Source organism: Chitinophaga filiformis, from assembly GCF_023100805.1.
Classification (GTDB): Bacteria; Bacteroidota; Bacteroidia; order Chitinophagales; family Chitinophagaceae; genus Chitinophaga; species Chitinophaga filiformis_B.
On the sequence record NZ_CP095855.1, the window covers coordinates 7,255,449 to 7,275,840 of the forward strand.

The following is a 20,392-nucleotide window of genomic DNA, read 5'->3' on the forward strand; positions in this document are numbered from 1 at the left end:
TTTCAGCAGGGATTTTCCCTGCTGCGTACATTTTTATACGCTCCATATGACAATACAGGCCGCCTTTACACAGCTCATCACCTCACTGATACCGGTTCACGACCAGCGGGAAGCCGCCAATATCGCGCATATTGTGATGGAGCATGTGACGGGCCTGTCAAAGATGGACAGGATCGTTTATAAGGACAGGGAACTGACAGCAGGGCAAGCCACGCAATTGCAGCAAGCCCTTGCCGCATTGCTGGAACATCAGCCGGTGCAATATGTTACCGGCAGCAGCTGGTTCTACGGCATGGAACTGCAGGTAAACGCCAATGTGCTCATTCCCCGCCCCGAAACGGAAGAACTGGTAGAATGGATCGTGCAGGATGTGCGTAACAGTAAGCTGCCTCAGCGCAGGATATTGGACATAGGCACCGGCAGCGGCGCCATTCCCCTGGCCATTAAAAAAGAACTGCCCACCGCCACCGTCTGGGCCCTGGATGTCAGTTCAGGGGCCCTGGAAACAGCCCGCGGCAATGCGCAGCAGCAAAAGCTGGATGTTCATTTTGAGCAAATGGATATTCTTGATACCAATGCATCACAGTCACTACCGATGTTTGATATTATTGTTAGCAATCCTCCCTATATATGCCAGCGGGAAAGTACAGATATGCAGGAACAGGTAGTGGCTTATGAGCCCTCAATCGCCTTGTTTGTTCCCGATGATGATGCTTTGTTGTTCTACAGGCAGATCGGCTTACTGGCAAAAGAGAAGTTGCATCCGGGCGGGGCGCTGTATTTTGAGATCAATGAGGCGTTTGGGGAAGAGACAGCAGGCTTGTTACGTGCACAGGGGTATATGAATGTGGAAGTGAGGAAGGATCTGTTTGGAAAGGACAGGATGGTGAAGGCTTTACTATAAAGAGGATCGCGGCGCTATATAACAGTTGAAATGTTATTTAGCACCGCGATCTGTGTATTTAAGATATATTATCCTTTACTCTGTGGATTAGCTGTAGCCAGCACCACCTTTGCACCTATTTCACGGGCAACCTCCATTACTTTCACCACATCTTCTACAGGCACTGTCTTCTCCGCATTGATCACAATAGTAGGATCGACGGTTTCACGTCCTATAGCAGGTATCAGCATCTGTTTCAGGCTTTCAAAAGGCACTTTGTTGGTACCTACGAAGAATTCCCTTTTATCATTGATACTGATCACCACTGTCTGTTTAGCTTTGGTATTGCTTTTGGCTTTAGGCAACGTCAGTTTGATCACGTTGGGATTAGCCAGTGTGGATACGATCAGGAAGAACAGCAGGAGAATGAACAGGATATCATTCAATGCCCCGTTGTGCAATTCCAGATGCCGTTTATTTCTTCTATTGCGTAAGTTCATATTTTACAATTACGAATTATCAATGAATTATCTCGTTGGTTCTTGCAAAATATCAATGAACTCTGCTGAAGCGCCTTCCATTTTATTAATAACCTTGTCTATCTGTGCATTCAGGAAGCTGTAACCGATGTAGGCCACCAACCCGATGATCAGCCCCGTAGCGGAAGTGATCATTTTTACATAAATACCACCGGCGATCGTTCCCAGTGTGATATCAGACGTGATAGAGATGTTGAAAAAGGTCTGGATCATACCTGCAATGGTACCGAGGAATCCGAACATAGGTGCAATACCTGCAATAATGGACAGGATCACTAAGTTCTTTTCCATCTTGTAGATTTCCAGTTTACCTACATTCTCCATAGATTTTTCGATACTCTCGATCGGTTTGCCGATACGTTGTACCCCCTTATCGATCATACGTGCGATAGGACTGTTGGTGTTCTTCGACAAAGAACGGGCAGCGGAGATGTTCCCATTGGAGATGTGATCCCTGATCATGGGCATGAAATTATCTTCCAGCTTACCAGCCTTTGAGATAGTAAGGTATCTTTCCACAAAAGCAAAAACAGCGATAACGGAAAGTATTCCCAATGGGATCATCAGTACCCCGCCTTTTACCAGCAGATCGAGTAATTTGATGTGCTGATCAGCAGCTGCAACATTTGCAGCCGCACTGGCAACCGTATCTGCCTTTGGCTGTAATAGAGAATCCTGTAGTAATGTAACGAGTCCTAAGAGCATGAAAAAAATTTTAACCTTGCAAAAGTATTAAATTCAGATGCAACAAGGCCGGAAGATACCAATAATATGGTAAACATTTAACGTATGTTCTGGCAAATTATTGCCAGTCAACCAACTAAATCAGCTACGTTCTTCCCAAACCTGTGCCAGATGTACAATAGTCTGCACGGCTTTATACATGTCCTGGATGCTTACATACTCGTATTTACTATGCAGGGCCATTTCTCCGGTGAAGATATTCGGACAGGGTAATCCCATAAAAGAGAGCCGGGAACCATCCGTTCCGCCCCTGATAATCAGTCTTAAAGGTTCGACACCCGCACGGCGGATCGCCTCTTCTGCATTGGCGGTTACCTGTGGATGCAGGTCCAGCACCTCTTTCATATTGCGGTATTGCTGGGTGATGGTCAGCGTTGCACTGGCCTGCGGATAGCGGGCCATGACCATGTTCATGATATTCCGGAGGAAAGCTGCATGTTCCTCCAGCTTTGCGGTAATAAAGTCGCGAAGTATAAAGTCTATCTCTGCATGTTCCACAATACCCTGCATCCGTACCGGATGAATAAAGCCCTGACGGTCTTCCGTTGTTTCCGGCGACAGGCCATCTTTCGGGAGGGCGTCTATAACCTCACTGGCTATTTTGATTGCGCTTACAAGTTTGTCTTTCGCAGTACCCGGATGTACGCTCACGCCCTGGATAACTATCCTGGCGGCATCGGCAGAAAAACTTTCCTCTTCCAGCGATCCACGTTCCCCCCCATCCATCGTATAGCCAAACTGTGCGCCCAATCTTTTCATGTCCAGCTTTTCAACACCACGGCCTACTTCTTCATCGGGCGTAAAAAGGATACGGATATCGCCGTGTTTGATCTCAGGATGTGTTAGCAGGAAGTGTGCAGCGTCCATGATCTCGGCTACGCCCGCCTTATCGTCTGCCCCCAGCAGCGTGGAACCGCTGGCGGTAATGATATCATCTCCTTTCTTCGATTGCAGGTAGGGATGTTCGGCCGCCCTGATCACAGTCCCTTCTTCCGGTAAGGTAATATCGCCCCCATCGTATCGCTCATGGATGATGGGCTTCACGTTAGTGCCGCTGCAATCGCTGGAAGTATCCATATGTGAACAGAAGCAGATCACCGGCACAGATTTATCCGTATTGCCGGGAATAGTGGCGAAAACATATCCATGCTCGTCCATCACAGCATCTTTAATGCCCATTTCCTGCAGTTCCTGTACCAGCAGCTTTCCGAGGTCCTTCTGCTTTTCTGTGGAAGGAAAGCTCTTACTCAGCGGATCTGATTGCGTATCGATCTGTACGTAGCGCATAAAGCGCTCTGTTACCGTGTATCTATAATTGTTGAACATAGTGCAAACGTAAGGAATTTAAGATTCCGGGGCATAAGCAACGCATGATTTCTACGCGCGGCAGAAAAAAACACTGTTTCCCTCTTTGTTTTATTCACAAACAGCATATTTATCTTTATATTCTATTTAAATAGAACAAAACACCAAATTAAAATATATTGTCATTATTTTATTCCATAATAATAAGTTTGCACAGGAAACATGCAGTGTATTATCGTTAAAATCAGAAAAATATGCAAACCAACATTCTTGGCTACCCCCGCATTGGTAGCAACCGGGAATTGAAGAAGGCGAACGAAGCCTATTGGGCGGGAAAGATATCCCTGGAAAAATTACAGCTTACAGCCAGGCAGCTACGTCGCCAGAACTGGGAAAACCTCTGCAATGCAGGCATAGACCTGATCCCTTCCAACGATTTCTCTTATTACGACCAGATACTGGATATGTGTATTATGACGGGCACTATCCCGGCCCGCTTTAAGCCTTTGATGGAAAGCCTTGTGACTCCCGGCAGTCCTGAGTTATATTTCGCCATGGCCCGTGGTTACCAGAAGAATGGGATTGACGCCACTGCTATGGAAATGACGAAATGGTTTGACACCAATTATCATTACCTGGTGCCTGAATTCGACAGCTCCCAGCAATACAGGCTGCTCTATAACAAATGCCTTGAAGAATTTAAAGAGGCCCTTGCTTTGGGCATACATACCAAACCAGTGTTGATAGGCCCTGTCAGCTTCCTGCTGCTAGGCAAGATCAAGGAAGAAGGGATAGAGGAGACCGTTCTGCTGGATCAGTTACTGCCTGTTTATATAACGCTGTTGCAATCGCTTCAGCAGGCTGGCGCCACCTGGGTACAGCTGGATGAGCCTACGCTGGTAACCGATCTGACGCCTGCACAACGGGAGCTGTTCCAACATGCGTATACGCGGATCCGTGAAGCCGTTCCGGCGTTAAAAATATTGCTGACCACCTACTTCGGCGCATTACAGGACAATGCCCGGGTAGCCGTACAGCTTCCCGTAGATGCCTTACACATAGACCTCGTACGGGCACCGGAACAACTCGACCCGATACTGGATATTCTTCCGGAACAACTGCAATTGTCTGTAGGTGTAGTGAATGGCCGGAATATCTGGAAGAACAACTACGAACTATCGCTGCAGCTGATACGTAAAGCTATTACATCACTGGGAGAAGAACGGGTGTTGATAGCCAGCTCCTGCTCATTGTTGCATACCCCTTACGATCTTGAGCTGGAAACCGATGAAACGGTACTGACGCCGCAGATCAAAAACTGGATGGCCTTTGCTAAACAGAAAGTATACGAAGTGATCGCACTCAGGGATATTATTGCCGGCAATACAGCACTGTTAAAGGCCAATCAGGCTACCATGCAGGAAAAAAGCACCGCTGCCATTATCCATAAACCTGCTGTAAAAGCGCGGCTGGCAGCATTGACAGCAGCCGATGCTGCGCGTAAGAACGTATTTCCCATCAGGCAGAAAGCGCAGGAAGAGATACTAAAACTGCCGCTGTTCCCCACCACTACTATCGGTTCTTTCCCACAAACAGAAGATATCAGGAAACTGCGCGCCGATTTCAAAAAAGGGGCTATCAGCAAAGATGCATATGACACCGCGATGCGCAGCGCTATACAGGATGCTGTACAACTACAGGAAAACCTGCGCATAGATGTACTGGTGCATGGAGAATTTGAGCGCAACGACATGGTTGAATATTTCGGTGAGCAGCTGGAAGGATTTGTTTTTACGAAAAATGGTTGGGTACAGAGCTATGGTTCAAGGTGTGTGAAGCCTCCCGTGATCTATGGCGACGTACAGCGCACAGCGCCTATGACCGTTGAATGGAGCAGTTATGCGCAATCGCTGACAGACAAGCCGATGAAGGGCATGCTGACAGGGCCGGTCACCATCCTGCAATGGTCATTCGTGCGCGATGATCAGCCACGTGCTGACACTACCCTGCAGATAGCGCTGGCCATCCGCGATGAAGTGACCGATCTGGAAAAAGCAGGCATCCGTGTGATACAGGTAGATGAACCGGCTATCAGGGAAGGCCTGCCGCTGCGTAAGGCAGACTGGCAGTCCTACCTGGACTGGGCAGTAAAAGCCTTCCGTGTATCAGTATCCGGCGTGGAAGATGCCACGCAGATCCACACGCACATGTGCTACTCAGCGTTCAATGACATTATCAGCAATATTGCCGCCATGGATGCAGATGTGATCACTATCGAGACATCCCGCTCACAAATGGAACTGCTGGAAGTATTTTCCACTTTCAGGTATCCTTATGAGATCGGCCCCGGCGTATACGATATACATTCACCACGGGTACCCAATGTAGCAGAAATGACAGCGCTGCTGGAAAAGGCCATACAACTGCTGCCGGCGCGGAATATCTGGGTAAATCCTGACTGCGGACTGAAAACACGCAAATGGCCGGAAACAGAACAGGCATTACGTAACATGGTGGCTGCAGCCCGCAATATGCGGATGGCAGTTACGGCAACAGTATAACCATACCCTCCATAAACATTTATCCGCCATTCAAAACCAGGAAGTGTAGCAGAAGCAGTTGCTTTTGCTGCACTTTCCGTATTACAATCAACATGCGCCCGGCTGTTTAGGAAACAAATCCGGTTTCGTGCGCGCTGATTCGTAACTTTACTTCATGGCTTGTCATGAAACCATCAACTGTCCCCGCTGTAATACAGCTTTTGAATGCCGTGTTGGTTCTATCCTCCGCTGCCAGTGCCAGCAGGTAAAGCTGACAGAAGAAGAGCGCACCTTTATAGCCGGTGCTTATGCCGGATGCCTTTGCGCAGGATGCCTGAATGATATGAAAATTACCTACCGGCAGACGCAGTTTAAACAACGCCTGCTGCAACTGCATATCCTGCACCTGAAAGATAAAAACAGTAAATCAACAATATGGCATACGAAAAACAGATAGCCGATTCCGTTACACGCATCTTCAAAGCGGTATTCCCTAACACAGTGAACCATTATGATACCCTTTTCGGTGGCACAGCCATGCAGCTCATGGATGAAGCTGCTTTTATAACTGCCACCCGTTTCAGCCGTATGCGCATGGTAACGGTATCGAGCGACAGAATAGACTTTAAGATGGCCATTCCTCATGGCACCATCATAGAACTGGTGGGAAAAGTAGTACATGTAGGTACTACCAGCCTGAAAGTGGAAGTAGATATTTATGTGGAGCAGATGTACAATGCTGGCCGTGAAAAGGCCATCTCAGGCACATTTACGTTTGTGGCCATCGATGATCAGAAAAAACCAACCCGGATCGTATTGCCGGAGGAATAGTGCAATATTATGACATGGCTGTAATGCAAAACGCTGATCACCTTGAGGGTAATCAGCGTTTTGCATTAAGAACGTCAGTTGTGTTATTTGATCTCTACCAGTTCGATGTCAAATATCAGCGCTTCACCAGCCAGTGGATGGTTAGCATCCAGGGTAATGAAGTCAGCGCTTATAGCCGCTACTTTTACAGGGAAAACCTGGCCCTGTGGATTGCTCATCTGCAGATCCATACCCACCTGAGGATTCAGATCAGCCGGAATATTCTCTTTCGGGAACTCCATGATCAGCTCATCATTTTTTGGGCCGTATGCTTCTTCTACAGGAATATTCAATGTTCTTTTATCGCCCACCTTCATGTCCACCACACCATTGTCGAAGCCTTTAATAACCATACCGGCGCCAACCTTGAACTCCAGCGGGTCCCTACCCTCGGAAGAATCAAATGTTGTTCCGTTGGTCAGGCGGCCATGATAATGCACACGCACCGTATCTCCGTTTTTAACTGCTTGCATAAGAATTTAATTATAAGTGTTACAGGATTTAATTGCTGCAAGGTAAGAAAATAGTGAATAGATATTCAATTTAGCATAAATCCTGTAAACTTCCAATCCTGAATATATCTTCCCTTATTTAAACTATTTTTACGCTATGTATAAGATCGTAATTCCTCTCTTATTATGGCTGGCAGTCACTACTGCTGCATGCGCACAGGTCATCACCGGAGCTGAAAGGACCAGCGAATATCTGCCACTGCTGAAAGGTAAAAGAGTAGCCTTGCTTGTCAATCAGACCGCGATACTGGGAAATACTCACCTGGTAGATTCACTGTTGAAACTACATGTGAATATCCAGAAAATATTCAGCCCGGAACACGGCTTCAGAGGCAATGCCGATGCCGGCGAAAAAGTAGGCAATGCCAAAGATGAACGTACCGGCCTGCCCATCGTATCGCTCTATGGCAAGCACCGCAAAGCCGATGCAGCTGACCTGGAAGATGTAGATGTCCTCATCTTTGATATACAGGATGTGGGCGCCCGCTTTTACACTTATATTTCCTCCCTGCAGGAGCTGATGGAATCTGCTGCGGAAAATCATAAGCCACTTATTGTATTGGACCGTCCCAATCCGAACGGGCACTATGTAGACGGACCTGTATTACTGGATACTTCCCTGCGCTCTTTTGTAGGGATGCAGGCTATTCCCATTGTACATGGTATGACGGTGGGAGAATATGCTAAGATGCTGAACGGAGAGAAATGGCTGAAAAATGGCGTAGACTGTGACCTGACAGTGGTCACCTGCCAGCATTATGATCATCATACCTACTATCAGTTGCCGGTAAAACCTTCGCCTAACCTGCCGAATATGGCGGCTATCTACCTGTATCCCTCCACCTGTTTATTTGAAGGAACAGCATTGAGCCTGGGCCGGGGCACCGATCTGCCATTCCAGGTATTCGGACACCCTTCCTATCCGAAAAACCTCTATTCTTTCACACCACACAGCACGCCAGGCGCCAAGGAACCGCCACTGAAAGACCGTACCTGTTATGGCTACAATCTTACCGGTACACCGGCTGCTGTAAGGAAGGAAATGAATGACAGGGTACAGTTGAAATGGCTGATACAGGCTTATCGGCTATTCCCGGAAAAAGATAAATTCTTTATCCCTTTTTTCAATAAACTGGCTGGCAATACTATTTTGCAGCAACAAATAAAAAAAGGCCTCAGCGAGGCGGAAATACGCAAAAGCTGGGAACCTGCTTTGACGCAATTTAAAACTACCAGGAAGAAATATTTATTATATGCAGAGTGAGTTAACGGATCAAAAGAATATCAGGATCGTTTTCATGGGAACACCGGATTTTGCGGTGGCATCGCTGGACATCCTGGTGCAGAACGGATACAACGTAGTGGGCGTCATCACAGCGCCCGACAAGCCAGCCGGAAGAGGATTACAGTTACAACAGAGCGCTGTAAAACAGTATGCCGTATCAAAAGGCCTCCGGGTGCTGCAGCCGGAAAAGCTGAAGAATCCTGAGTTCCTGGAGGAACTGCGTTCATTGAAAGCAGACCTGCAGGTTGTAGTAGCCTTCCGCATGCTGCCGGAAGTAGTATGGGATATGCCAGCTTTAGGCACCATCAATGTCCATGCTTCATTGCTACCCAATTACAGGGGCGCAGCTCCTATCAACTGGGCCATCATCAACGGCGAAAAGCAATCGGGCGTAACTACATTCAAACTACAGCACGAAATTGATACCGGCGATATCCTGTTCAGTCAGTCGGTAGATATCCGTGATGATGAAACGGCCGGAGAGCTGCACGACGACCTGATGGCCACCGGCGCCGGCCTGTTACTGAAAACGGTGCAGGCACTGGCTTCAGGTAATGCGAAAGGAACGCCGCAGGCGCATATCAAAGCGGAAGACATTAAACATGCACCCAAGATCTTCAAGGAAGATTGCCAGATAAAATGGGAACAGCCTGTAGAACAGATCTACAACCTGGTACGTGGCCTTAGCCCCTATCCTGCTGCCTGGACAATGCTTAACGGCAAAGGATTGAAAATCTTCAAAGCAACGAGAGAACATGCTACGCCAGTTGTAGCGCCCGGACAAGTGGTCAGTGACAATAAAACCTACCTGAAAATAGCAGCTGCAGACGGTTATCTTTCTTTACTGGAGATCCAGCTCGAAGGGAAGAAACGGATGGATATTGAGGCTTTTTTAAGGGGCAACAAGATCAATTAGGGAAACCGGATAATATTAATCAGGCATTAAGCACCAGATCATTGAATATTTCTCCTGGTACTTAATGCCTGATTTTTTATTTAGTCTTCATAACTCAGCTGGCAATAGAACTTCGCTTCATTGGTTCCTAATGCCTCCAATGCTGAATCACTCAGTTTAATGATCAGGCCTTCATTTTGCTTGATCTGCGGAATGGCTTCCAGCACTTTTGCATAGATGAACTTACCATTCAGCGGGTTGGTCACTTTAATGATAGTACCTCTTGGTGCAGTATTGTGCAGCGCATAATACTTACCGGCACTTGCATTGCTCTTGAACCAGCCTCCGGGGCCTTTTTCAGAAGTTACGTTTTTACCGTTGCCTGTCTGCTGGTTGTACAACTGTTCAAAAGAAGACCCGGCCGGTGCTGTAGTAACCGGTGGTTTGCTACCTGTATTATTGCTGTCGGGAGTCTTTACAGGTTCAGGAGGCGCAGACTGATCAGGTTTGGTAACCGGTGGCGCAGGCGTTGTACTTGCCGGAGGTGTTGCAACCGGAGTTGATGGCGCCGGGTTAGCCGGTGCAGGATTGGAAGGCGCCGGAGTGGAAGCCGGTGGCGTAGCTGCCGGATGATTTGCCGGAGGTGTCGTTGCCGGTACATTTGCTACCGGTGCGGACGGAGCAGGACTACCACCGCCTTTCAGCCATCCCACTATCACATAACTGTCTTTCTGTAAACCATCGCCGGTCATATTGTTCCAGTGGCGGATATTGTCCAGGGGCACCTTATTATGATTAACACTCAGGCGATAGAGGGTTTCTTTTTCCTCTACCTTGTGATATACCGGCGTGCCATGCGGCTCGGGCTCTGATTTCTGTGAAAAGTTGGTGTTATTCAGCGGGATCTTTACCTGTTGGCCTAATTGCAAACCTTGTTCAAACGAAATATTGTTCTCACTTGCTATCTGTTTTGGAGACAAACTATAGGACCTGCCCAGGCTGTAAAAGGTCTCACCTTTTTTTACAGTGTGCAATACATACAGGTCAGGAGAGGTACCCTGTACCTGCAACCTGTCCTGCGCCTGTATTCCACCGGCTACACATAATACAAGTCCTGCAATTGTCATGAACGTTTTTACCATTACTACGCTGTTTATACCTTTCGGGTAACTAGATTAAAAATTATTTGCCTACACTTCTTTTAGAATACGGAGTTCTTTAGGATAGTAATTGTTGATACGGTTCGGTAATACTTTCGCCCATCCGAGCGCCATCCCATCATACATCATCAGTGCCCAGCCTTTCACATTTGTAGCTATTTCCGGATCTTCTTTTCTCAGATAACGCAAGGCCTGTTCACGGGTCAAACCTATCTGCGGGATTGTTTCACTCGTCATAGTGCTCATTGCCAGCTGGTGATCAGGTATCAGTTCCTTTGCTGCCAGCTGACCGGCCTTTATGCCAGCTTTCCGCAAATATAAGTGCTGTTGTAATAAAGAAACAACAGGCGCCATATTTTCCGGAAATATTAATACCTCTCCCTGATGCTCCATCAGGAAAAGGTTGTCCATATCTTTCACCCATTGCGCTACCTTTTCTGTATCTTTTTTAGCGACCGCAGTAAGCGTATCCCGTTGCCTTTTAGCGGTATATACATCTCCGGCCTTCTTACGGAAACAAGTGATAAAAAAGCCTTCTCCTTTTACTTTATCAGGATAAAAGCGATACCCTTCAGCTGCCTGAGGCCCTGCTGTTGTTTTTACGATATGCCAGCTATCATCAACCGGTATTGCAATATTTTCTACGGCAAAGTTCTCCTGTATCCATTCCATGATCTCCTCATCTTCCTCCCTTGAATAAGAACAGGTGGCGTAGATGATGATACCATCCTCTTTTAACGCATTCCATGCATCTGCAAGTATGCGCTGCTGGCGCTGGCTGCACAGGATCACATTCTCCGGAGACCACTCCTCCACTGCTTCCGGCTCACGACGGAAAAGACCAGAACCGGAACAGGGTGCATCCACCACCATCACATCAAAATATCCCGGCAGTTTCGCGAAGTCCCTGGGGTCATTGTTTGTCACAATAACATTGGCAGCTCCCCACTTACTGATATTATCCGCCAGCAATGCCGCCCTGCTCCTGATCACCTCATTGGACACCAGCACGCTGTCAGGGCTGAGCAGAGATTGCAGCAGGGTGGATTTACCTCCCGGTGCAGCGCAAAGGTCCAGCACTTTCAAAGGCACATGCAGGTTACATACATGACGCATCACATGTTCCAGGAACATGGAAGAAGCCTCCTGTACATAGTAAGCGCCCCCATGAAAAAAAGGATTGAAGGTAAACGAAGGCCTTGAAGGCAGGTAATATCCGTAGTTTGACCATGGCACCCGGCTTACCGGTTCTTCTGTCAGTGAGCTAAGTACCTTTTGTACTGCGCCTTCATCCTTTATTTTGTTTGGATTGATCCTGAGAGAAGTAACTTTTTCGCCTGCCTCATGTATACGCAAAAAGGCTGCCAAATCCATGCCTGGCAGTCCTGTGAGTGTATCTGTAAATTTTTTTGGTAAGAAATCCAACCCCTTATTTTTGCGGCAAAATACTGAAAAAAAGGGGATGACCGATAATGTGACACTGTCGCTGCCCATTCAATGAGGGCGACAGCACCTTAGGAAAGGCGCGCCACTACAGGGAGTTAACGATTTCAGTCACCAGTTGCTGCAATACCTGCTTTGCATCGCCAAACAGCATGGAGGTTTTGGGCTGGAAGAACAGATCGTTCTCAATACCGGCATATCCGGGTTTCATACTTCTCTTATTGACAATTACGCTCCTGGCGTTTTCCACTTCCAGGATCGGCATACCATAAATAGGGCTGGCAGGATCATTTTTGGCCGCGGGGTTCACCACATCATTAGCGCCCAGCACCAATACCACATCGGTGGTGCTGAATTGTCCGTTCGCCTGTTCCATTTCCAGCAGTTTTTCATAGGGCACATCTGCCTCTGCGAGCAGCACATTCATATGCCCGGGCATACGTCCGGCTACCGGGTGGATGGCGTATTTCACTTCTACTCCCCTTGCCTCCAGCAACGTTTCCAGTTCGTGACAGGCATGCTGCGCCTGGGCCACCGCCAGGCCATATCCCGGTACGATCATCACTTTCTGGGCATATGCCATTATAACAGCGGTATCTGACAATGAGATCTCCTTATATGCGCCCTGTTCCCTGCTGGCCCCCGCTACTTTGGGTCCGCCGAAAGAACCGATCAGCACATTCTTCAGGGAACGGTTCATCGCTTTACACATCAGGATCGTAAGGATAGTGCCCGCCGACCCTACCAGTATCCCACCTGTCAGCATCACCGGATTGTTATACAGGAAACCACCGAAGGCGGCGGCTACACCTGTAAAGGAGTTGAGCAGCGAAATGACTACCGGCATGTCAGCCCCGCCTATAGGCAATACAAAGCATACACCGTATAAAAGCGACATGAAGAGTATTACTACAAAAAGTATAACCGTTCCTGCCGGCAAGGCAACGGTAACAACAAGTGCCAGCATCACTATAAGCGCCAGTATCATCAGGTTGAAGATATGCTGGCCTTTAAACGAAATATCTCTGATACTGCCGTTTAGTTTTCCCCAGGCAATGACAGAGCCGGCAAAAGACACGGAACCTATCACCATACCAGCCAGAATGATCACCAACTGCATTCTTACCGGCGCCCCCGTAAAGATCACATCCGTCATGTGCTCAAACTCCACGATAGAGATCAAAGCCGCACAGGCGCCGCCCATACCGTTGAAAAGACTGACCATTTCAGGCATCGCTGTCATCTTCACTCTCCTGGCCGATACCAGTCCGACAACGCCGCCAATGAGCAGCCCTGCCATAATCCATCCGTAGTTGTGCAATCCCTGCCCGTGATGTTCATAAAGGAAAATAGTACCCAGTATGGCCAGTGTCATACCTCCTGCGGCAATAGCGTTCCCCTTCCTGGCCGTAGCGGGATTACTCAACATCTTTAACCCTATGATAAATGTAACAGAGCCTATCAGATAGATCAGCGATAACATAGTGTAATGATTAGATACGATTATTTGGTCTTTTTTGACTTGAACATTTCAAGCATCCTGTCTGTCACTACAAAACCACCCACTACATTGATGGTTCCCAATATAACGGCGAGAAAACCCAGTACCAGGGCCAGGTAATTGTCGGCTTCAGCTTCTCCCATTACAATGATAGCGCCGATGATCACAACACCATGAATAGCATTGGCACCACTCATCAGCGGCGTATGTAATACGGAAGGCACCCTTGATATAACCTCTACACCCAGGAAGACGGAAAGAATAACGATGTACACCGCTTCCAGGTGTTGCTGTAAAAAAGAAAAAAGAGCATCCATTATCGGGGATCGTTGATTTCAGAAATAGATGAACAGCCTTATAATTTCACACTATCCGCTTGTTTGAGCCGTTCGCTGGTAATGATACCGCTATGGGTGATACAGGCGCCCTGCACAATATCATCGGAAAAGTTCAATACCAGGTCGCCATCCTTTACCAGCAGCTGCAAAAAATTAAAAATGTTCTTTGCATATAGTTTGCTGGCATCCGAAGGCATCGAAGACTGCAGATTGGAATCGCCGATAATGGTGACGCCATTGTGCACGACAGTCTTCTTATTCTCCGTAAGCGCGGTATTACCTCCCGTAGCTGCTGCCAGATCAATGATCACCGCCCCGGGCCGCATCCGTTCCAGCATTGCCGTAGTGACCAGGACAGGGGCTTTTTTACCGGGTATCTGTGCTGTTGTGATCACAATATCTGACTTCGCGATGCTTTCCGCGATCTTTTCCTCCTGCCGCTGTTTATATGCTTCCGTCTGTTCTACCGCATAACCGCCGGCGGAGGATGCATCGGCCGCGCCTTCTACTTCTATAAACCTGGCGCCAAGGCTCATTACTTCTTCTTTTACGGCCGGTCGTGTATCAAATACCTCTACCACAGCGCCAAGCCGCCTGGCGGTTGCAATGGCCTGTAATCCCGCTACGCCGGCTCCCAATATCAACACTTTTGCCGGGGCAATACTGCCCGCCGCCGTCATGAACATGGGAAAATAACGGCTGTAAGTCCAGGCTGCCAGCAATACAGCCTTATATCCGGCAATATTCGCCTGGGAACTCAGCACATCCATGCTCTGCGCACGCGTGGTTCGGGGTATACTATCAAGACTGAATGTCGTAAGCTGCCTCTCAGCCCATTGCTGCATGGTTGCAGGATTACTGAATGGCTGGTAGATGCCGGTCAGCACTTTGCCCGCCGGTATAGACTTCCAGGATTGCTCATCAGGGATCTGGATGCTGAGGATGATGTCTGCCTGTTGCAGGATTTCAGCGGCAGGCTTTATAAGAGCGCCTGCCTGTACATAGGATTCATCAGGATAATATGCCCGGGTCCCGGCATCCGGTTCTATCCAAACCGTTACTCCCTGTTTTCCCAACTGCTTAACAATGTCCGGCACTAAAGAAACCCTGTTTTCTCCTGGCTGTTCTTTTAGGACGCCTGCAATCATCTAATGGAATTTATAGTCTGAATTTACGGTAGTTTTCTTAAATATAACGCTTAACGGCAAGTTGAACAAAAAACTCCTCCGGCTCATCAGGACACGCTTGGCAGGATATTAGTGTGCTGAAAATAGTATCAGTCCTTATTCAGGCTGAGTTTGTTTTAGCAGAAAATCTAAACTTACATATTATGCCAAAAGATCAAAAGGGAAAATTTACGCCAATCAAAGGGAAGCCTTCCGGCAACGGAAAAGAAGGCCTGGGATTAAGGAGGTCCATTTCTCCGGATGAACTGGAGTCAGATCTTGAAATGACTGATAAATATACAATGGGCCCCGATGAACTGCAACCTGCTGTTCATATGCGGCATCCGAACAGGGATACCGCTAAAAAAGCGGTGCAACAGCAAAACGTCCGGGAAGCGCCGGCCGATAAAACCGTCGAGGAGACCTTAGACAAAGAACATCCTGCTGTTGCTGCCCGGCAGATATCTGGCAGGCCGGACAAGGAAATATTCGCCGCTTTAGCGGAGCAAAAAGGCAATATCTGCCTGTCAATCTATTTGCCCACCCATTCCTCCGGTAAAGAGGTAAATGAACAGCAGGACCTCATCGTCTTCAAAAATATGCTGCAAAAATCGCAGAAGCTGCTGGAAGAGAAAAAGACCGATCCTTCATTGATACAGCAGATGCTGCAACCGGGATATGAACTGTTGAGAGATGAGCAGTTCTGGCTCAACCAGCAGGAAGGACTGGCCTGTTTCATCACTGAAGATTCATTCCGTTATCTGCAGCTGCCCCTGTCTGTACCAGAGCAGGTATACTGCAATAATTCCTTCATGTTAACACCATTGCTGCCAATCATTACCTGCAACGAACAATTCTATCTGCTGACCTTCAGCAAGCACAATGCAAGGCTATTCCTCGCAGATGCATTTGGTATGCAGGAAATAACTGTGGAAGGCATGCCCGATGGTATGGCTGATGTTATACATTTTGAAGAAAAAGGAAACCAGATGTTAACCCGTACAGGAAGTTCCGGCGGCGGAGAAGGCGCCAATTACCATGGGATGAACTCTAATCCGGATCATAAAACAGATATCGCCATTTACCTGGAGGAAGTAGACAAAACCATCTGGAAGGAAGTACTGTCAGATAAACACATTCCGCTGATGCTGGCGGCGGTAGATTACCTGCAGCCCATCTACCGGAAGGTGTCCCGCTATCAGCATATTGCTGAGGAATCGCTGACAGGCAATTTTGAGCATGAAAAACCGGTGAATATCTACAAACAGGCAAGAGAAAAGATGCAACCTTATTTTGAGAAAAGGCAACAGGTTGCGTTGGAAAAATATTATAACGGTTCTGCCGGTGCGCTGACCTCATCCATACCGGATGATGTGATCCCCGCAACTTACTATGGCCAGGTGGATAGCCTGTTCGTTGAGAAAGGATCTCATCTGTGGGGTACCTTTGATGCGAATGAAAACAAGATTGTTATCCATGAAACCGAACAACCAAAAGATGAGTGCTTGCTAAACAATGCAATAGCACAAACAATTCTCCATAACGGTGATGTATTCATCCTGGAGAAAGAAAAAATGCCGGCTGAGAGTAATATAGCGGCATCATTACGCTATCCGTAACAGGAAGAAGACTGACCAGGTTGTTACTGGTCAGTCTTCTTTTTTATCATTGCTTTAAGTATTGGTAGTATTGGTTGTCACAGTATCATCAGATGCGGTTTTTATTTTTAAAGGATAACTGTTCGACACAGCCGCATTTTCCGGCTGGACGGTAAGTAATACAGTATCCTCTCCCTGAAGCGCTTCCGGTAGCGTATAAGTAAAGCTGATACAATCGGGCTTCCGTTCCATATTTTGTATAGTGTCATCTCCGATAGTGACAGCTACCTTCCCTTCGTCCATTTTTTCCCCTCTTAATGTAATTAATGTTGGCTGCCCTGCTTCAAGCGGTGCTGCGTCGACTGCAGTTACTTTCAGTCCGCCATTCTTCAACTGGTCAGGACGATCGTCTTTAGGTCTGAACAGTACTTCAAATACTTCCTTCAGCTTAAGTGTGGTACGGTCAGTAAACAAACCTGACAGTATCGAAATTGTCATCAATCCATAAATATTGATGTTCGAACTATCGTCGCTCATATTGAGGAATCCGCCGCGGAAAACGAAATAGACAGCTATTGCCAATGCTGCTGCAGTAAAAGGTTTCACACAATACCAGAGTATCCAGCTCTTCCTGAATTTTCCGGCGCCTATATAACTGGTAAAGGAAGCTGAGATATGGATCATGCTACCCAGAAATCCGGCCACCCCCACCATGATCAGCAGCAGTGTATTAATATGTATCAATCTGTCTTCCTGCATCTCATCTGCCACAGAAGCAGGGTTTTGCTGTACCTGTGGAGGAACTTTCTTTACCGCAGGTGTTATGCTGTCGGCAGTACTGTCAGGCTTTGCCTGTGTACTATCTACCCCGGCAATGTTACCTCTTGTCTGCACTACCACACCGGTATGGGCTATACTATCAATAAGCCTGACGTGAAACCACCTGAAGGTATAAAGTGAGGTCGTATTCTCTTTAGGCCCTGGAATTCTGTCCGGCCAATGGCCTATCAGATAGAAGGCGCTAAAAAACGTAAAAAAGATAATAAGCAATCCTGCAAATGCCTTTCCCAAGGAGCTTATCTCATTGCCGTCATTGTCTTTGTAAGGAGGGCGGGGTGCAGCAGCACAAGTGTTTTGTGTTTCGGCCATAACGATGAATTAAATACTGTTGAATAAAAGCGCCGGCACCTGTTCCATTCACCACAGTGATGTTTTTTGGGGTCTGTATGGGATAGTCTCAGGGGGAATAACTCAATATATCGTTATGTGAACATACGTCTATTCGAATAATTCCTGTTCATCTGTATAATACGTCTTCCTGCCATTCAGCTCCTTCTGTTCTATTTTTCCTCCTGTAGGACTATTGGTTTCCCTGGGCTGATGGATCTTTAAGAAATCGCGTATCTCTCCTGCAATAATATCAGGATGTTCTTTACGGATGCTTTTCTCTGCATCTTTCAGGACCTTGTGTATGGCGCGATGCAGGGCCTTAATTTTTGCTGCCGGTATCCTGTTGCTGACGGAAAACGGCGAGATGCCGGCTTCCCATAGTATTTCGTCGGCATAGGCATTACCTATACCACGAATAATATGCTGATCCAGTAATATCTTTTTGATAACAGTCCTCTTCTTACCTAACTGCTCCTGGAGGTATTCTACTGTCAATTCATCTGATAATGCATCGGGAACACCTGTCTCTTCGGGGTTCAATGATGGTAGCGCAATGCCCTGGTAGTCGGTCAGCGCCAGCCCTGTTCCGTCTTCAAATAATATTTCGAGAATTGTATGCTTGTTCGTATTCTTTTCCTCAAAGAAATATAGTTTGCCATGCAGCATCAGGTGCATACCCAGCACCACATCATTCTTAAATCTGAAGCGCAGTTCCTTCCCCTCCCGGTATACTTCCTCCAGCTTCTCTCCTTTTATAGCTTTCTTAAAAGCGGCAGGCGTATCTTTTGCTTTTTTGGTATTCTCCAGGGACACGTCTTTCACTGTCTTCCCTGCCAGTTTCTTATCAAGGTTATGGCTGAATACCTGCAGATCTGGTAATTCCGGCATATGTAGTGTTATTTGGGTGATGATTGAGCTATTGCCTCTCCTATTGCATTGACAAACTTCTTGTCTTCGAGACCATCTATCTTCCAGCCTTTCTTCATTCGCCTGATAATGCCCATGCTGGCATCGTTGAGAATGACGTCGTATTCTTCACAGAGGCCGTCATGACAAGTTTGTCCAATTGGAATTGCTTCTCCAAGATAATGTTTTTCATTGTACGAAAAGTCAAGCGGCGCCGGCTCCTTTTCCAGCTGTGCGATCATTTCCTGTAAGAACTCAATGAGGTGTTTACGTTGTGTTTTTCCTGAAAGGCTCCACTTCTCCTTGTCAGCCCGTTTATGCGCTAACTTCAACTTCAGACCTGCCAAAGATGTTGTATAGTCGTTCGCATTCAGTTTGCGAACATTCTGGTGCGCCAGTATGTACCAGTGATATTCTGTACCCACTGGTACTCCCGAACCTTCAGGCGCATGCCCTGCGCGGCGTTTGGTCACAGCGTAAGAGATCTCCCACAGATCGGGCGTGATCTTCGTCTCTTTCCACACCCCTGCATCGTAATTCCACTTATGACTTCGCCCTATCGTCATACCGGTATATTGCTGCCCCTCAAATTCCTTGAACTCATTATATGTTTTGGACAGGTCTTCCTTCACAGCCTTTTTCCGGGCAACCGCGCTTTTCTTCACCAGGTTCTTTGGTGCAGGAGCGGCGCGTTTGTTTGCCTTCTTGGTTGCAGGCTTTTTCGTTACTGTCTTCATAAATTAAAGTTTTGTCAGTTCAATCAATGTCTTCGCATTCTCAAGTGCGTAGCCATGAACATCATTATTAAAATATACCCATACTATATGCCCTTCCTCCTGCCATGCCAGCATCTTTTCCGCGTATTGTTGTAATACCTTATCGGGATAAGATTTTGCATAAGAGCCATCAGGCCCATGGAACCTCACATAGATATGTTTCGCGGTCACAAATTCCCCATATGGCCATCGCTTCCCTGACTCTGCGATCACGAATGCAATTTTATATTTCTCCATTAATGCAATGGCAGCATCTTCCAGCCAGGTATCATGTCGTGGCTCCAGGGCAAACGTATATCCTTTGTATTTTCTGAGTGTTTCAAAAAAATGGGCCACCTTCTCCTCATTAAATCCCAGGTTTGGCGGCAGCTGTAAGAGGATTGGTCCCAGGTGTTTTTGTACGGCATCAAAAATATCGAAGAATTTAGGCAGGGTTTCTTCAGGATCGTTCAACTTCTTGATATGTGTAATGAAACGGCTGATCTTCGGACAAAAGCGGAACCTGGCATTAACCGTCTCCGTCCACTTTTCGATAGTAGAGGGCTTGGGTAAATGGTAAAAGCTGGTATTGATCTCCGTTGTCTGAAAATGATCAGCATAGTAAGCGAGGTAGTCTGTTGGTTTCAGGGTCAGCGGATAGAATATTTCCTTCCAGTGTTTATAACTCCACCCGGATGTGCCTATATGTATCTTACCTGTTGCCATACGAATATGCAATGGAAAAGCGTGCCAATACGGGCGTGCTCAGCATGCAGCGGGCT

20 protein-coding genes are annotated in these 20,392 nt (G+C 47.2%); 7 read left to right on the plus strand and 13 right to left on the minus strand.

Annotated features, from left to right (window positions below):
• The first annotated feature begins 46 nt into the window (after window positions 1-46).
• Window positions 47-904 carry a peptide chain release factor N(5)-glutamine methyltransferase gene (gene prmC, locus MYF79_RS28305; RefSeq protein ID WP_247811229.1) on the plus strand — a complete coding sequence of 286 codons (858 nt, stop codon included), beginning with the start codon at window positions 47-49 and terminating at the stop codon, window positions 902-904.
• Between the two features lie 68 nt (window positions 905-972).
• Here prmC and MYF79_RS28310 read toward each other — a convergent pair whose 3' ends face one another.
• From MYF79_RS28310 to pepT, 3 genes are all read right to left on the minus strand, one after another.
• Window positions 973-1,383 (minus strand): ExbD/TolR family protein, encoded by a 411-nt coding sequence (locus MYF79_RS28310; protein ID WP_199652775.1) that lies wholly within the window; start codon window positions 1,381-1,383, stop codon window positions 973-975.
• Between the two features lie 27 nt (window positions 1,384-1,410).
• Window positions 1,411-2,127, minus strand: coding sequence for a MotA/TolQ/ExbB proton channel family protein (locus MYF79_RS28315; RefSeq protein WP_199652776.1), 717 nt, complete (start codon window positions 2,125-2,127; stop codon window positions 1,411-1,413).
• Between the two features lie 120 nt (window positions 2,128-2,247).
• Window positions 2,248-3,453: a peptidase T gene (gene pepT, locus MYF79_RS28320; RefSeq protein ID WP_247811230.1), complete on the minus strand. Its 1,206-nt coding sequence runs from the start codon at window positions 3,451-3,453 to the stop codon at window positions 2,248-2,250.
• 272 nt (window positions 3,454-3,725) lie between these two features.
• On the opposite strand from pepT, the gene metE reads away from it, so the two are divergent.
• The 3 genes from metE to MYF79_RS28335 all read left to right on the plus strand — a co-directional run bounded on the left by metE (window position 3,726) and on the right by MYF79_RS28335 (window position 6,842).
• Window positions 3,726-6,032, plus strand: coding sequence for a 5-methyltetrahydropteroyltriglutamate--homocysteine S-methyltransferase (gene metE, locus MYF79_RS28325; RefSeq protein WP_247811231.1), 2,307 nt, complete (start codon window positions 3,726-3,728; stop codon window positions 6,030-6,032).
• Between the two features lie 154 nt (window positions 6,033-6,186).
• Window positions 6,187-6,468, plus strand: a complete 282-nt coding sequence (locus tag MYF79_RS28330; RefSeq protein ID WP_247811232.1) for a cysteine-rich CWC family protein — start codon at window positions 6,187-6,189, stop codon at window positions 6,466-6,468.
• On the plus strand, window positions 6,447-6,842 hold the full coding sequence (locus MYF79_RS28335; RefSeq protein ID WP_247811233.1) for an acyl-CoA thioesterase: 396 nt from the start codon (window positions 6,447-6,449) through the stop codon (window positions 6,840-6,842). Before MYF79_RS28330 ends, MYF79_RS28335 begins: the two co-directional genes overlap by 22 nt.
• A gap of 83 nt (window positions 6,843-6,925) precedes the next feature.
• Here MYF79_RS28335 and MYF79_RS28340 read toward each other — a convergent pair whose 3' ends face one another.
• Window positions 6,926-7,354 (minus strand): peptidylprolyl isomerase, encoded by a 429-nt coding sequence (locus MYF79_RS28340; RefSeq protein WP_199652781.1) that lies wholly within the window; start codon window positions 7,352-7,354, stop codon window positions 6,926-6,928.
• 136 nt (window positions 7,355-7,490) lie between these two features.
• Between MYF79_RS28340 and MYF79_RS28345 the strand changes: the two genes are divergently transcribed.
• Complete coding sequence (locus MYF79_RS28345) at window positions 7,491-8,657, plus strand: exo-beta-N-acetylmuramidase NamZ domain-containing protein (RefSeq protein ID WP_247811234.1); 1,167 nt, start codon at window positions 7,491-7,493, stop codon at window positions 8,655-8,657.
• On the plus strand, window positions 8,647-9,594 hold the full coding sequence (gene fmt / locus MYF79_RS28350; RefSeq protein ID WP_247811235.1) for a methionyl-tRNA formyltransferase: 948 nt from the start codon (window positions 8,647-8,649) through the stop codon (window positions 9,592-9,594). The genes MYF79_RS28345 and fmt overlap by 11 nt, the downstream gene beginning before the upstream one ends.
• Window positions 9,595-9,674: 80 nt before the next feature.
• On the opposite strand, the gene MYF79_RS28355 is transcribed toward fmt, so the two are convergent.
• The 5 genes from MYF79_RS28355 to MYF79_RS28375 form a co-directional block, all read right to left on the minus strand.
• Window positions 9,675-10,715, minus strand: a complete 1,041-nt coding sequence (locus tag MYF79_RS28355; protein ID WP_247811236.1) for a LysM peptidoglycan-binding domain-containing protein — start codon at window positions 10,713-10,715, stop codon at window positions 9,675-9,677.
• 48 nt (window positions 10,716-10,763) lie between these two features.
• The gene (locus MYF79_RS28360; protein WP_247811237.1) at window positions 10,764-12,158 is read right to left on the minus strand and encodes a methyltransferase RsmF C-terminal domain-like protein; all 1,395 of its coding nucleotides are present in this window, start codon (window positions 12,156-12,158) and stop codon (window positions 10,764-10,766) included.
• A gap of 106 nt (window positions 12,159-12,264) precedes the next feature.
• Complete coding sequence (locus MYF79_RS28365; RefSeq protein WP_247811238.1) at window positions 12,265-13,659, minus strand: NAD(P)(+) transhydrogenase (Re/Si-specific) subunit beta; 1,395 nt, start codon at window positions 13,657-13,659, stop codon at window positions 12,265-12,267.
• 20 nt (window positions 13,660-13,679) lie between these two features.
• Window positions 13,680-13,994, minus strand: a complete 315-nt coding sequence (locus MYF79_RS28370) for an NAD(P) transhydrogenase subunit alpha (RefSeq protein WP_199652787.1) — start codon at window positions 13,992-13,994, stop codon at window positions 13,680-13,682.
• Between the two features lie 38 nt (window positions 13,995-14,032).
• Window positions 14,033-15,163, minus strand: a complete 1,131-nt coding sequence (locus MYF79_RS28375) for a Re/Si-specific NAD(P)(+) transhydrogenase subunit alpha (RefSeq protein WP_247811239.1) — start codon at window positions 15,161-15,163, stop codon at window positions 14,033-14,035.
• A gap of 182 nt (window positions 15,164-15,345) precedes the next feature.
• Between MYF79_RS28375 and MYF79_RS28380 the strand changes: the two genes are divergently transcribed.
• The gene (locus tag MYF79_RS28380) at window positions 15,346-16,800 is read left to right on the plus strand and encodes a hypothetical protein (protein ID WP_247811240.1); all 1,455 of its coding nucleotides are present in this window, start codon (window positions 15,346-15,348) and stop codon (window positions 16,798-16,800) included.
• A gap of 54 nt (window positions 16,801-16,854) precedes the next feature.
• Here the strand turns inward: MYF79_RS28380 and MYF79_RS28385 are convergent, their stop codons facing one another.
• The 4 genes from MYF79_RS28385 to MYF79_RS28400 form a co-directional block, all read right to left on the minus strand.
• Window positions 16,855-17,928: a hypothetical protein gene (locus MYF79_RS28385; protein ID WP_247811241.1), complete on the minus strand. Its 1,074-nt coding sequence runs from the start codon at window positions 17,926-17,928 to the stop codon at window positions 16,855-16,857.
• A 129-nt stretch (window positions 17,929-18,057) separates the two neighbouring features.
• Entirely contained in the window at window positions 18,058-18,837 is a 780-nt protein-coding gene (locus tag MYF79_RS28390) for an Fpg/Nei family DNA glycosylase (RefSeq protein WP_247811242.1), read from the minus strand.
• An 8-nt stretch (window positions 18,838-18,845) separates the two neighbouring features.
• The gene (locus tag MYF79_RS28395; RefSeq protein WP_247811243.1) at window positions 18,846-19,592 is read right to left on the minus strand and encodes a hypothetical protein; all 747 of its coding nucleotides are present in this window, start codon (window positions 19,590-19,592) and stop codon (window positions 18,846-18,848) included.
• A gap of 3 nt (window positions 19,593-19,595) precedes the next feature.
• Complete coding sequence (locus MYF79_RS28400; RefSeq protein WP_247811244.1) at window positions 19,596-20,336, minus strand: DUF72 domain-containing protein; 741 nt, start codon at window positions 20,334-20,336, stop codon at window positions 19,596-19,598.
• Between the last annotated feature and the right edge of the window lie 56 nt (window positions 20,337-20,392).